We start from the raw sequence: 12,516 nt of genomic DNA on the forward strand, positions 1-12,516 counted from the left end.
GGTCAGCACCGACGCGGCTCGCTCCCGAGCGGCCCTGACTGTCGGTCAGGCCCGGGGCGCGCGTGGCTCCAGCCGGAATTCGAAGCCGAGGGTGCCCGGGTCGAGTGCGGTCGCGCCGCCGTCGACGGTGAGTGTCGCACCGTTCACGAAAGAGGCGGCGGGTGACAGCAGCCAGGCGATGGCCTCCGCGACCTCGTGCGGCTCACCGGGCCGCCCGGCGGGCAGGACCCGGGTCACCTCCTCGTACGCCGCTTCCAGACCGTCCCCGCCCAGGCCCGCCTCCTCGGCGAACCGGCTCATCCGCCGGTCGGCCATGTCGGTGCGCACCCAGCTCGGGCACACGGTGTTGGCGCGCAGCCCCGCGCCCCCGTAGTCGACCGCGAGCGAGCGGCACAGCTGGAGCAGCGCCGCTTTGGAGGTGGCGTAGGCGGCGTTCCCGACGCCGTTGCGCAGGGCGGACACCGAGGCCACCGCGACCACGGCGCCGCGGGCGTCCAGCAGATGAGGGAGCGCGGCGCGCAGCAGCAGGAACGGACCGGTGAGGTTGGTCCGCATGACCTCGTCCCAGTCCTCCATGGTCACCTCGCCCACCCCGCCGCCCCGCCCGATGCCGGCGTTGAGCACCAGACCGTCGAGCCGCCCGTACGTGCCGACCACCGTCTCGACGAGCGAGGCCACGGCGGCGGGATCCCCGATGTCCGACGGTACGGGCAGGGCGCCGATCTCCTCGGCGACCAGCCGCAGGGGCTCGGGGCGGCGCCCGGACACCGCCACCCTGTGTCCCGCCCGGGCCAGCGAACGCGCGGTGGCGGCCCCGATCCCCGTTCCGCCCCCGGTCACCAGGTACACGCGCTCGTCCGCCATGTCCGCCGCCTCTCCCGTGTCTCGCCGGCCGTCCCCGACCCGGTGATCTTAGGCGTGCCCCCGTCCCCACGCCGGTGGCTCACTCCGGCGGGTGGGTGCGCAGCCACTCGGCCCAGGTGACGGTTCCCCGCTTGCCGTCGGGGCAGGTCAGGTACTGGGCCGCCCGCTCGACCGCGGACGGTACCGGGATACGCAGAGCCCGTCGCTGCCTGCCGCGGAACTGCTGCCACGTCGCGAGCAGCTCGCCGAGCGTCAGCACCTCAGGCCCTCCGAAGTCCTCACACTGCCCGCCGGGACCTTCGGCGAGGCGTCTGAACAGGTAGTCCGCGAAGTCGCGCGAGTCCACCGGCTGGGTCCGCAGATCGCTGGGCAACGGCACGACGGGCAGCCGGGCCGCCTTGCCCAGCATCCGGTCGGTCAGCCAGTGGAACTGGGTGGCTCGGAGGATCGACCAAGGCACCTGCCCGGCTCGTACCAGCTCCTCGGCGGTGTGTTTGACGCGCATGTACGGGACGCGGGCCCGGTCGACGCCGACGATGGACACATAGGCGAAGTGAGTCACGTCGGCCCGGACAGCCGCGTCGAGCAGGCGGCGGGTCCCGTCGACGTCGACCTCGGGCGGGCTGCGCCAGAAGTCGACGGGCAGGAGGAAACCGCGCCTGGCGGCGGGGGAGAGCGTCGCTGCGTGAACGACCACCTGGGCCCCGGACACGGCCGCCGTGACCCCCTGGCCGGCAGCGAGGTCTCCTCGGATCCACTCCACATCGGGATCCGGTCCCGGCGAACGGGCGAGCACGCGCACCCGGTGCGACGACTTCAGCCGCGCGACCACACTCCGTCCCAGATGCCCCGTACCACCCGTGACCAGCACGGTGTCCATCGGCAGCACCTCCGGGATCGAGCACGGCGGTCCCCTGCTCCACTGTCCCACCGCGGCGTCCCACCGGCACGTACAGCGCCCGCAAGCGCCTGCTCTGAGCGGCCCGAGCGAAGGCGCTGACGGGCGGAAACCCGCTTCTTCGCCGGGTCGACGCCAGGACCATCCCCACTCCTGCGGACATACCGAGTCGCCTGTTGGCGGATCTGCTCGCGGAGGCGGGGGCTTGCCTGCTGGAGTCGTCGATCGAACAAGGGGTTTGCGGGCACGGTCTGCCTGATCGCCGACCGGGCTGTCGGGGTCGCACGCCACCCGCCCATCCCGCCGGCTCTGGCGGTGCATGGGGCGGACGTGACTGGAAAGCCGCCGGGTATGACACGTACACCGAAATCCGATCATGGTGACGATCGCGAGCCCACTGCGGGCGTCGGCGGGCACGGCAGGGTGGGTCTCGATGAGGAGGTCGAGGACCGGGCTCCGGATCAGCTCTCCGACATGCCGAAACGGTCATGGACGGCGGTGCTGCGCGGCACTCTGAAGGAGTTCAAGGACGACGAGCTCATCGACCGGGCCGCGGCTCTGACCTATTACGGCGTGCTGGCCCTCTTCCCGGCCCTTCTGGTGCTCGTGTCGCTGCTCGGCATCGCGGGCGAGTCGACGACCAAGCAGGTGCTGGACAACCTGCAGAAAATGACGCCCGGCTCGGCCCGCGATGTGATCAGCGACGCGGTCCAGCAGCTCCAGGGCAATGCGGGTGTCGGCTCGCTCCTGGCGATCGTGGGTCTGGCCGTGGCGGTGTGGTCGGCCTCCGGATACGTGGCCGCGTTCATCCGGACCTCGAACGCCGTCTACGACATGCCGGAGGGGCGGCCGGTGTGGAAGGTGTTGCCGCTGCGGCTGGCGCTGACGATCACGTTGTTGGTCCTGGCCGTGGTCAGCGCGCTGATCGTCGTCTTCACCGGAAGCCTGGCCGGGCAGGCGGGCGCCGCCCTCGGCATCGGTGACACGGCGCTGACGGTCTGGTCGTACGCGAAGTGGCCGGTCCTGGTCCTGCTCGTCACGATCATGATCGCGATCCTGTACTGGGCGGCGCCGAACGCCAAGGGCCGCGGGTTCAAGTGGGTCACCCCCGGCAGTTTCCTGGCGCTGGTGATCTGGATGATCGCCTCGGCAGGCTTCGCGCTCTACGTCGCGAACTTCGGCTCCTACAACAAGACGTACGGCACCCTCGCCGGAGTGATCATCTTTCTCGTGTGGTTGTGGATCACGAATCTGGCGATCCTCCTGGGCCTGGAGTTCGACGCGGAGATGGCCCGTCAGCGTGCGGTCGCCGGCGGGCACCCGGAGGACAAGGAGCCCTACGTCGAGCCCCGGGACACCCGCAAGTGGAGCGACGAAGACCGCCGGCGCTTGGAGTGATCACGGCGTGAAGGGGCCGCGGGCGGGCAAGGGGCGCGACGTGTGGTGGGCCGCCGCGGTGGCCATGGCGGCATGCGGCGGATGGCGGGGTCGTAGAGCCGCAGCCGTCGGGATCGTAAGCATGGCGGCGGCGGAACTGTTCTCCAACGGGGTCGCGCAGCAGCTCGTGAAGCGGCGTCGGCCGCCGAAGGAGTGGATTTCGCACGACGATGTCGAGGACCGGCCTGACAGCTCTTCGTTTCCCTCCGGGCACACCGCGGCCGCCGTCGCGTTCACGGCTGCCGTCGCGCCCTCCTGGCCGTGGGCGGGTGCCGCGTGCGCCGTGCCGATGACGTTGGCGGCGATCGAGCGGGTCCACAGCGGCGGCACTACCCCTCCGACGTCGAGGCCGGCGCCGCCATCGGCATGGCCGCGACCACCCTCGTACGGGCGACGCCCCGCCTGCTCATCCGCGCCTGGGGACGACCTGAGTCGTGGTCGCGTGACCGGCTGCTCGCGGGGTAGGCGACACGAACGGCGGCGGCCATCGTGCAGCCATCGCACCGAACGCACCGAACGCACCAAGCATACGGAGAAGGTGAAAAGTAGATGAGCGCCGTAGGACGGCACCCGAACCACGGCAGCAGTACCGAGGAATCGGTGGGCGACCTCGTATCACGGGCGTCGCAGCAGATTTCGGAGCTGGTCCGTGAGGAGATGCAGCTTGCCCGGGCGGAGATGACCCGGAAAGGTAGACGCTTCGGTGTGGGCGGCGGCCTGTTCGGCGGGGCCGGCCTGGTCGGCTTCCTGGCCTCGCAGGCGCTGGTCGGCGCCATGATCGCAGCCCTCGCCCTGCTCCTGCCGGTCTGGGGCTCGGCTCTGATCATCGCCGCCCTCCTGGCAGCCGTCGCCGCCGTGATGGCCGCGGCGGGGAGAAAGCAGATCGCCAAGGGCGGCACCCCCGCACCCGAGCAGGCCATCAACAGCGTCAAGGCCGACGTGGCCGAGATCAAGGAGGCAGCACACCGATGAGCACCCACTCCAAGAACGGCAAGGAATCCGCGCTCACTCCCGAGGAACTGCGCGAGCGGGTCGAGCACACCCGCGACGAGCTCGGCCGGACCGTGGAGGCGCTGGCGGCCAAGGCCGACGTGAAGGCGCAGGCCAAGGAGAAGGCCGCCGAGCTCAAGGAACAAGCCGCCGAGTTCAAGGAGCAGGCCACCGAGAAGGCCACCCTGGTCGGCGGCCAGCTCCGGGAGAAGGCGGCGCACGCCGCTCAGCTGGTCAAGGACAAGACCCCCGATCCGGTCCTGGACACGGCCGCACACGCCGCGGCCCAGGTACGCGACACCGCGACCCGCGCCGGACAGCTCGCCGCCGAGAAGACCCCGGACCCGGTCCGCGAGAAGGCCGAGTCGGCCGCCACCATGGCGAAGGCCAACCGCACCCCCCTGATCGCCGCGGCCGTCGCGTTCGTCGCCTTCCTGCTCCTGCGCCGCAGCCGGAGGTCCCGGTGAAAGCATCCAAGATCGCCTACAAGCCCGTCGGCCTGACGCTGGGTGCCACGAGCGGCCTGATCGCCGGTGCGGCGTTCAAGCAGGCGTGGAAGATGATCGGCCACGACGACGACGCCCCCGACGCCACCGACGAGCACCGGACCTGGCGGGAAGTCCTGATCGCCGCCGCCCTGCAGGGCGCGATCTTCGCGGTCGTCAAGGCCGCCGTCGACCGGGCCGGCGCCACCACCACCCGTCGCCTGACAGGCACCTGGCCCGGCTGAACTGCTCCTTGTTCATGGCCGCGAGCATGCCGCGTGCTGACATCGGCTCCCGGCACGGTGCCTGTCAGGGGCACGGCTACCGTGCCGGCGTGCCGAACTCTCATACGAGTCGTGGTTCCTGGTGGTGAGTCGGACGGCTCCATGCCAGGGGCGCGGCGGTCCAGGCGCGGCGGGCTGTCGAACGCGCGGACGAGTGGACCGCGCACCGGGCAGGTTCCTGTCGTTGGACAGACGGACAACCGACTCGGTCGGCTTGAGGTTCTCGGGCCCGGAAGAACGTGTTGTCGCGGCAGGTGCGGAAAGCCGGGGGAGTGGACGAAGGATGGGGCCGAGGAGGCGGGGCAGGCGGTGGCGTTCCCTCGTCTGGCGAGCCGTTCGAGCCGGCGGCAAGCCGCCCGCCGACTCGGGTGAGGAGCGTGTCGGGTGAGGAGCGTGATCGCTTGGTGTGTGCCTTGGACTGCCGTCCCGGCGGGAGCCTTCGGTGAGTGCCCGACAGTTCGTGCCCTTGGCGAGCCCATCATTGAGTGGCACCTGGCCGCCGTCCAGATCGCCGGCCCCGCTACGACAAGACCGCCCAGGCCTGTGAAGCAGCCGTCACCCTCGCATCACTCCTGATGTGGGCGCGACATCTGACGACAGAACCAAGAACTCTCGCTTACAGCGTCCAGGCGAACCCTCACAACACCATGTCCGACCGCGTGTCAGCCGCGTAGGCGCGGAAGAACCCGGTCCGGTGTCAGGGGCAGGTCCCGCAGCCGTACTCCCGTCGCGTGGTGCACGGCGTTCGCGATCGCGGCCGCCGCCCCCACGATGCCGATCTCCCCGATCCCCTTGCTGCCCATGGGGTTGAGGTGGGAATCCTCCTCGTCGAGCCAGTGGGCTTCGAGCGTCGGCACGTCGGCGCAGACGGGGACGTGGTACGAGGCCAGGTCCCGTTCCACGAAGTCCCCGAACGCGGGGTCGAGCGTGCTGCTCTCCGTCAGTGCCATGCCCAGTCCCATGGTCATGCCGCCGATGAACTGGGAGCGCGCGGTGCGTCGGCTGAGCACCCGGCCCGCCGCGAAGACCCCGAGCAGGCGTCGGACCCGTACCTCCCCCGTCACGGTGTCCACATCGACCTCCGCGAATTGCGCACCGAACGCGTGCCGTGCGTACGGCGATTCCCGGCCGGCCTCCTCGGCGGTGTCCGCCCGGGCGGTGAGGCCCTCGGGCGGAAGGGGGCCGGAGTGCGCGCGCGCCATGCCGGCCAGGACCGTGCAGGCTTTGTGGACGGCCCAGCCCCAGGAAGAGGTGCCCGATGAGCCGCCCGCCAGAGGGGCGGTCGGCAGCGCGCTGCTCCCGAGTTCCACGCGTACCGAGGCCGGGGGGACGTCGAGTGCCTCGGCGGCGATCTGGGCCAGGACGGTCCGGGCCCCGGTTCCGATGTCGGTGGCGGCGAGGCGTACGACGTGCGTGCCGTCCGGTGCGGCGTGCGCGGAGGCCGACGAGGGGCTCAGGAGGTACGGGTAGGTCGACGCGGCCACTCCGGTGCCGGTCAGTCGGTCGCCGGCCCGTCGTGCTCCTGGCCGGGGGTCGCGGCCCTCCCAGCCGAAGAGCCGCGCGCCCTCCCGCAGGCATTCCGTGAGGCCCCTGCTGCTGAACGGTCTGCCGCTGTCGGGTTCGGTGTCGGGCTCGTTGCGCAGACGGAGCTCGACCGGGTCGACGCCCGTGGCGACGGCGAGTTCGTCCATGGCCGATTCGAGGGCGTACATGCCGGACGCCTCGCCAGGGGCACGCATCCACGAGGGCGTCGGGACGTCCAGGGCCACCACCTGGTGGCTCGTCCGGCTGTGCGGCGAGGTGTACATGATGCGGGCCGGCACGGCCGCCTGCTCGACGAACTCCTTGACCGTGGAGGTCTGGGTGACGACCTCGTGGGCGAGGGCACTGATCACGCCGTCGGCGTTCGCGCCGATGCGGACGCGCTGGACCGTGGGGGCGCGGTGGCCGACGACGGCGGCGAGTTCGCGGCGCGGGAGGACCAGTTTCACCGGCCGTCCGAGGTGCAGGGCGGCCATCGAGGCGAGGACGGCCTGGGGCCGCGGGGTGCCCTTGGAGCCGAAGCCGCCGCCGACGTACGCGGAGACGACCGTGACGCGGTGTCCGGGCATCTGGAACAGCTGCGCGAGGACGTCTCGTACCTTCGTCGCCCCCTGGCTGGAGTCGTACACGGTCAGTGCGCCGTCCTCCCACCACGCGGTGGAGGCGTGCGGCTCCATCGGATGGTTGTGCTGGGCGGTCATGGTGTACGTGGCGTCGACACGCACGGCCGACGTGGCGAAGGCCTCGTCGAAGTCCCCTCGCTCACGCAGGGCCGGATGCCCGCCGTTGGCCTCCTCGGGTGCGTAGAGGCCGGGATGGCCGGCGGGCGGGCCGGGGTCGTGGTCCTCGGTGCTGTACTCGATCCGCAGGTCGTCGGCGGCGGCGCGGGCGTTCTCCAGGGTGTCGGCGACCACCAGGGCGACGTACCAGCCCCGGTGCGGAACACGGTCGGTCTGGAGCAGGGCCAACGTCGGGTCCTCGGCCTCGCCGAGACGGGGCGCGTTCGCGTGGCTGAGCACGGCGTGGACGCCCGGCCGTCGCAGGATGTCATCGGCATGGACGGCCGTCACCCTGCCCCGTGCGATGGTGGCGGGCACGGGGGCGGCGTGGACGCAGCCGGGCGGGGTGTGCTCGGCGGCGTAGCGCGCCGTGCCGGTCACCTTCTCCCTGGCGTCACGACGCACGGCGGCGCCTTCGTCGGGCGTTGGGGGGACCTGGGGCGGGGGGTTCGTGGGCATGACGGTGGCCGGCTCCTCAGGGACGGGACGCGAGATCGGTGAGCACGCGGACGGCGAGACTGCGGGCGAGCGGCACCTTGAAGGCGTTGCCGCGCAACGGGTCGGCCGCGGCGAGCTCGGCGTCGGCGGCGCGTACGCACGTCTCTTCCGTGGCGGGCGCACCTCGGAGGACCTCCTCGGCCGCACGGGCCCGCCACGGTGCGTGCGCGACCCCGCCGAAGGCGAGAGCGGCGTGACGGACGACTCCCTCCTCGACGGTGAGCGTCGCGGCGACGGAGACGAGCGCGAAGGCGTACGACGCGCGGTCGCGGGCTTTCCGGTAGGCGCTGTGCGTTCCGGCGGGCGGCGGGAGCGTCACCGCCGTGACGAGTTCACCGGGCCGGACGACGGTGTCGTGCTCCGGCGTGTCACCGGGCAGCCGGTGGAACTCGGTGAGGGGTACGGTGCGCTCGCCGTCGAGGCCGAGGAGGTGCACGCGGGCGTCGAGGGCGGCGAGCGCGACCGCCATGTCCGAGGGATGGGTGGCGACGCACCGTGCGGAATGGCCGAGCACCGCCAGGTCCCGGTGGACGCCCTCGCGGGCGGGGCAGCCCGTGCCCGGCGCACGCTTGTTGCAGGGCTTCGAGGCGTCCTGGAAGTACGGGCAGCGGGTGCGCTGGAGCAGGTTGCCGCCGGTGGTGGCGGCATTGCGCAATTGTGCGGAGGCTCCTGCGAGGAGCGCCTGCGACAGTGCGGTGTAGCGGGTCCGTACGAGCGGATGCGCGGCCAGGTCGCTGTTGCGGACGGTCGCGCCGATGCGCAAGCCGCCGTCCGGGGTCTCGTCGATGCCGTCCAGCGGCAGTCGGCTGATGTCGACGAGGAACGACGGGTCGGCCACTCCCAGCTTCATGAGGTCGACGAGGTTGGTTCCGCCGGCGATGTAGCGGGCGCCGGGGTGCGCCGCGTACGCGGCGAGCGCCTCGTCGGCACCGTGGGCGCGGAGGTATCCGAAGGGCTTCACGAGGCGACCTCCTGGATGGCGTCCACGATGTTCGCGTAGGCGCCGCAGCGGCAGATGTTGCCGCTCATCCGCTCACGGATCTCCTCCGGCGTCAGGACCTCGGGGTCGCCGCTGCCCGGCCGGTCCGGCGGCGTGACGTGCGAGGGGTGCCCGGCGGCGGCCTCGTCCAGCATGGCCACGGCCGAGCAGATCTGGCCCGGTGTGCAGTAGCCGCACTGCAGGGCGTCACGGGAGACGAACGCCTCCTGAAGGGGGTGGAGGCGGTCGTGTCCGGCGAGGCCTTCGACGGTGGTGACGGGCTCGTCACAGGTGACGGCGAGCAGCAGGCAGCTGTTGATCCGCCGGCCGCCGACGAGCACGGTGCAGGCGCCGCATTGGCCGTGGTCGCAGCCCTTCTTCGCTCCGGTGAGGTCCAGGTGCTCGCGCAGGGTGTCCAGGAGGGTCGTGCGGTTGTCGAGCCGCAGCCTGTGCGTCGTCCCGTTGATCCGGAGCGAGACGTACGACGTGGGGTCGGAGTGCCTTCCCTCCGTCCCGCCTTCGCGGAATGTCCTGCTCTCGCTGGTCGCTCCGGCATCGTCCACGGTGCTCGCTCCTCCGAAGGCGGTTGGGGTCACTTGCTGGCCGTCGTCTTCTTCCCCCCTTCCCCGCCTTCTTCGCCGCGAGTCACGACTGTCCGCCGAACGGCGCAGAGGACGGCCTGTCGCCGGAACGTCAGCGTCGGAAATGTGCGGTGTCGGTGCCGAGGGGCGGGATCACGATGGCGAGGGTCTCGGTTCCCTGGACCACGACGGCCTGTTCGTCGAGGGCGTCGAAGACGTCGTCGATCAGCCGGGCGGCCATGCACGGGGCCTTCGGGCGGATGAGTTCGACGAGCCTGCGGCGGCCGGCTTTCCGCAGAGCGGCCGGGGATCCGTAGCGTTCGACGAGCCAGGTGACGGCCGGGTGGTCCAGCCGGGACCCAGGACGCGCTCGAGGCTGGGGTGGAACTGCGTGAGCAGGCCGCGTATCCGGTTGCTGGTGCGGGTGGACTCGGTCGCGAGGTCCTGGTCGAAGCCGGTCAGCACCGTGAGCTCGGCAGTGATCTCGTCGGTCAGCTCCAGCGAACGCAGCGTGTGAGGCATCGTCCGGGCCGCGTCCACGATCACCGCCGCGTCCTTCGCGTCCGTTCTCGCCTCGCCCGGATACAGATCAGCGATCCGCCGCATCGCGAGTCCGGGCAGGTAGGCGACCTCGCAGCCCGCGTCGCGGGCGACGGTCAGCGGCAGAGCGCCGATGGACGCGGACTGGTCCACGATCACCAGAACGGCGCCGAACTTGGCCTTGAGCTTGTCGAACACGGCCCGCAGCTTGGGTTCACTGTTAGGCATCGGCTTGTCGAAGACCTTCTTCCCGGCCGGCGTGAGCCCGTGACCGTGGTGAGCCGTCTTGCCGACGTCCATCCCGAGGAAGACGCCCACGCCTTCGATGTCGAACATCGCACCCTCTCCAGGGCGTTGACCGTCCCGGCCATGGCGGTGGCACCGTGCTCGCGCATCCACGTTATGCAGACCTGCCGCCCGCGAACTGCCCGGCATTGCGCCGGACCGGGCGGTGGCCGGGTCTCTCATCAGCGTCTCCGACGGCACCCCACAGGCCCGGCGACACCACCCCCAGGTCGTCCGTGCGACAGAGGGGACACAGTCATACCGGGCCCGGAGGCCGGCGGCCCCATTGCAGGACCGCGAAAAACACAACGGGGGGAACCGCTGGCTGCCGGTGCGCACCCCACAGGGATCCGGCCCGGGATACGGCACGATGGCCTGATGAACGCACAACAGGGAAGCACGGCACAGGAATCCATCGGGGAGCTCGCCCGGCGACTCGTCGCGGCGGACACCGACGGCTGGACGCCGGAGGGTGTGAGGGCTCTGGCGGCCGAGCTGGCGTGGGCCTGGGGCGGCACGTCGGACGCTCCTGTGTTGGTCACTGGTCGGTCCTCGGGCGATGCCCGCTTGCGCCCGGTCGGCGATTACGAGAAGCGTTACGTCGACGGCGAGTCGTACGTGGAGCTCGCGGTCCCGGTGGCGGATCCCGCGCCGGACGCCGCAGCGCAGGCGGCGGCCTTCCTCGCGGCGAAGGAGGAAGTGACCGCCGTACTGGGCAAGCCGTCCATCATGGGCTCACACGGTGACATGGGCCCGTTCTACGACAGCGAGCCGCTCTGGGGCGCTCCCTTCCTGCGCTGGCGCGGCAGGCCCGACACGCTCGAACTGCGTGCCGGGAAGTCGGGGCCGGAGCTGGTCCTGCAGCCCACCGACCCCGCGGAGAACTGGTTCTGGCGTCAAGGCGTTGGCGAGGAGCACGCGATCAGCGGCTTTTTCGGCAGCAACCGTGATCAGGCCAACGTCGGCCTCGGTTTCCCGGGCGGGTGGACCGCCCGTAGCTGGGAGACCGTCACCCGCTCGCTGGGAGAGTTCCTGGGAGCGCTGCCTGCCGAGACCACCGCCCTGGGGGTCCGGATCGGGATGCCGTTCTACGGGCGCAACGGCCAAAGCGCGCCCCTTCTTTTCGACGTGGTGTGCGGCGACCGGCTCTCGATCGCCTGCTTCGCCCCGGACGACGTCGATCCGGCCGCACTCGGCTGGGGCACGGTCGCCGAATTCCCGCACACGGCGTCGGCCTTCGGCGACGACGATCCGGTGTGGCGTGTGGACGCGGGCGGCCCCGGCGAGCCGAAGGGCCGCGCACTCGCCGAGATGCTTGTGGCCACGGCCAGGGCGGCGGGCGCGAGCGATCCCACCGACCTGATCATCGGCGGCGAGGCGGGATACGTGGACGGCTACCACGTCACCTACTACGGGCTGGGCCTGCCGACCGGCTGACCGCCTTCCCAAGCGCGCACCGCCGTGGCGGGGCGCCCCTGTTCCCGGCGCTCGCCTGGATCGGGGCGGACGGGAAGAGCCGGTCAGGAGTGGGGTAGCAGCGGGAGGAGCAGGGAGTCGCACCGTGTCTTTCGGCATCACGCGATCGGGGAGGGGGCGGTCGTACGGTGGCTCCGGCCGAGGCCGGCTGACCTGCCGCGTGGTGCGGGGGCGATCGCTGCTGGAACCAGCCGCCCGCGGTAGCGGCGAGTCGACTATGCCCCGAGGGGCACCCGCGTCGGACCTGTCCTGCGCACGGCGTGATGCGAGAGAGCGCCGGTCAGAGCCGAACGGTCGCCCCGCACCGCGGACGTGAGGTCCTCAGGCCGCGTCGGCCGGGGTGCCCGGGTGCTCGCCGTGCTCGGGAACCTCCGCGACCGGGGGAGGGTCCGGTACGAGACGCAGATGCCGGGGCCGGGCGTGTCGGGCCTGCTTCGACGGCGTCTCCACCGGTTCCCCGTCCCTCATCCGGTCCTCGAGACGGTCCATCGCGTAGAGCAACAGCGCCAGCGTGGGCATCAACAATATGGCGACGGCGGTCATGGTCTCGCCTCCTCGGCCTGTCCCGGTTGTCCTTTTTCAGTCCGGCTTCCCCGGATGGCGCGCGATGCGCGCTGCGCACGTGAAGATTCCGCGAGGCGGCGGTGGGCGGACGCGGGAACGCCTGCTGGGAGGTCCAGGAGCCGCACGTCCCGGTCGCCAGGGGCCCGGGGTCCGGCGGTGGCGTCCGCTGCCGTGGCCGGTCCACGAGCAGTGCTCCGCCTTGCCGGGGCGCCGGCGTCGAGGGTGCGGAGCCGTCTGATGCTCTCCGATGACCGTGTCCGCCCCCGCTCGCAACGGCGTGTCCTATATGTACTGCTTACTCATCTCTTGAGCGT

Annotated in this window: 12 protein-coding genes and 2 pseudogenes; 7 read left to right on the forward strand and 7 right to left on the reverse strand. The window is 71.6% G+C overall.

All coding sequences use genetic code 11. The features are described from left to right. Positions 1-45 precede the first annotated feature (45 nt). The gene (locus ACIA8N_RS27315) at positions 46-864 is read right to left on the reverse strand and encodes an SDR family oxidoreductase (RefSeq protein WP_365783998.1); all 819 of its coding nucleotides are present in this window, start codon (positions 862-864) and stop codon (positions 46-48) included. 79 nt (positions 865-943) lie between these two features. Continuing rightward, a complete protein-coding gene (locus ACIA8N_RS27320) occupies positions 944-1,744 on the reverse strand; it encodes an NAD(P)H-binding protein (protein WP_365783996.1) in 801 nt (266 codons plus the stop codon). Between the two features lie 369 nt (positions 1,745-2,113). On the opposite strand from ACIA8N_RS27320, the gene ACIA8N_RS27325 reads away from it, so the two are divergent. The 6 genes and pseudogenes from ACIA8N_RS27325 (at position 2,114) to ACIA8N_RS27350 (ending at position 4,919) form a co-directional block, all read left to right on the forward strand. After that, on the forward strand, positions 2,114-3,160 hold the full coding sequence (locus ACIA8N_RS27325; protein ID WP_365784039.1) for a YihY/virulence factor BrkB family protein: 1,047 nt from the start codon (positions 2,114-2,116) through the stop codon (positions 3,158-3,160). A 121-nt stretch (positions 3,161-3,281) separates the two neighbouring features. Next, positions 3,282-3,455, forward strand: a pseudogene (locus ACIA8N_RS27330) (phosphatase PAP2 family protein); the annotation flags it as partial. A 20-nt stretch (positions 3,456-3,475) separates the two neighbouring features. Next, on the forward strand, positions 3,476-3,664 hold the full coding sequence (locus ACIA8N_RS27335) for a hypothetical protein (protein ID WP_365784043.1): 189 nt from the start codon (positions 3,476-3,478) through the stop codon (positions 3,662-3,664). A gap of 84 nt (positions 3,665-3,748) precedes the next feature. Beyond that, positions 3,749-4,171 (forward strand): phage holin family protein, encoded by a 423-nt coding sequence (locus tag ACIA8N_RS27340; RefSeq protein ID WP_365783994.1) that lies wholly within the window; start codon positions 3,749-3,751, stop codon positions 4,169-4,171. Beyond that, complete coding sequence (locus ACIA8N_RS27345) at positions 4,168-4,656, forward strand: DUF3618 domain-containing protein (protein ID WP_365783992.1); 489 nt, start codon at positions 4,168-4,170, stop codon at positions 4,654-4,656. Before ACIA8N_RS27340 ends, ACIA8N_RS27345 begins: the two co-directional genes overlap by 4 nt. Then, complete coding sequence (locus ACIA8N_RS27350; protein ID WP_365783990.1) at positions 4,653-4,919, forward strand: DUF4235 domain-containing protein; 267 nt, start codon at positions 4,653-4,655, stop codon at positions 4,917-4,919. Before ACIA8N_RS27345 ends, ACIA8N_RS27350 begins: the two co-directional genes overlap by 4 nt. A gap of 701 nt (positions 4,920-5,620) precedes the next feature. Here ACIA8N_RS27350 and ACIA8N_RS27355 read toward each other — a convergent pair. From ACIA8N_RS27355 to ACIA8N_RS27370, 4 genes and pseudogenes are all read right to left on the reverse strand, one after another. Beyond that, positions 5,621-7,738 carry a xanthine dehydrogenase family protein molybdopterin-binding subunit gene (locus ACIA8N_RS27355; RefSeq protein WP_365783988.1) on the reverse strand — a complete coding sequence of 706 codons (2,118 nt, stop codon included), beginning with the start codon at positions 7,736-7,738 and terminating at the stop codon, positions 5,621-5,623. Positions 7,739-7,754: 16 nt separating this feature from the next. Further along, positions 7,755-8,738, reverse strand: coding sequence for a xanthine dehydrogenase family protein subunit M (locus ACIA8N_RS27360; protein WP_365783986.1), 984 nt, complete (start codon positions 8,736-8,738; stop codon positions 7,755-7,757). Then, positions 8,735-9,223: a 2Fe-2S iron-sulfur cluster-binding protein gene (locus ACIA8N_RS27365; RefSeq protein WP_365784037.1), complete on the reverse strand. Its 489-nt coding sequence runs from the start codon at positions 9,221-9,223 to the stop codon at positions 8,735-8,737. The genes ACIA8N_RS27360 and ACIA8N_RS27365 overlap by 4 nt, the downstream gene beginning before the upstream one ends. A gap of 241 nt (positions 9,224-9,464) precedes the next feature. Next, positions 9,465-10,213: pseudogene (locus ACIA8N_RS27370) on the reverse strand (IS110 family transposase); the annotation flags it as partial. Positions 10,214-10,540: 327 nt separating this feature from the next. Between ACIA8N_RS27370 and ACIA8N_RS27375 the strand changes: the two are divergent. Beyond that, a complete protein-coding gene (locus tag ACIA8N_RS27375; protein ID WP_365783985.1) occupies positions 10,541-11,599 on the forward strand; it encodes a hypothetical protein in 1,059 nt (352 codons plus the stop codon). Between the two features lie 360 nt (positions 11,600-11,959). Here ACIA8N_RS27375 and ACIA8N_RS27380 read toward each other — a convergent pair whose 3' ends face one another. Beyond that, positions 11,960-12,181, reverse strand: a complete 222-nt coding sequence (locus tag ACIA8N_RS27380) for a hypothetical protein (RefSeq protein WP_365783984.1) — start codon at positions 12,179-12,181, stop codon at positions 11,960-11,962. Positions 12,182-12,516: the final 335 nt, after the last annotated feature.

The organism is Streptomyces sp. NPDC051822, from assembly GCF_044452745.1.
Taxonomy (GTDB): Bacteria; Actinomycetota; Actinomycetes; order Streptomycetales; family Streptomycetaceae; genus Streptomyces.

Bases quoted from the DNA above. Each gene is read 5' to 3' on its own strand.
- ACIA8N_RS27315 (WP_365783998.1), bottom strand. From the start codon at position 864: ATGGCGGACGAGCGCGTGTACCTGGTGACCGGGGGCGGAACGGGGATC.
- ACIA8N_RS27320 (WP_365783996.1), bottom strand. From the start codon at position 1,744: ATGGACACCGTGCTGGTCACGGGTGGTACGGGGCATCTGGGACGGAGT.
- ACIA8N_RS27325 (WP_365784039.1), top strand. From the start codon at position 2,114: ATGACACGTACACCGAAATCCGATCATGGTGACGATCGCGAGCCCACT.
- ACIA8N_RS27340 (WP_365783994.1), top strand. From the start codon at position 3,749: ATGAGCGCCGTAGGACGGCACCCGAACCACGGCAGCAGTACCGAGGAA.
- ACIA8N_RS27345 (WP_365783992.1), top strand. From the start codon at position 4,168: ATGAGCACCCACTCCAAGAACGGCAAGGAATCCGCGCTCACTCCCGAG.
- ACIA8N_RS27355 (WP_365783988.1), bottom strand. From the start codon at position 7,738: ATGCCCACGAACCCCCCGCCCCAGGTCCCCCCAACGCCCGACGAAGGC.
- ACIA8N_RS27375 (WP_365783985.1), top strand. From the start codon at position 10,541: ATGAACGCACAACAGGGAAGCACGGCACAGGAATCCATCGGGGAGCTC.
- ACIA8N_RS27380 (WP_365783984.1), bottom strand. From the start codon at position 12,181: ATGACCGCCGTCGCCATATTGTTGATGCCCACGCTGGCGCTGTTGCTC.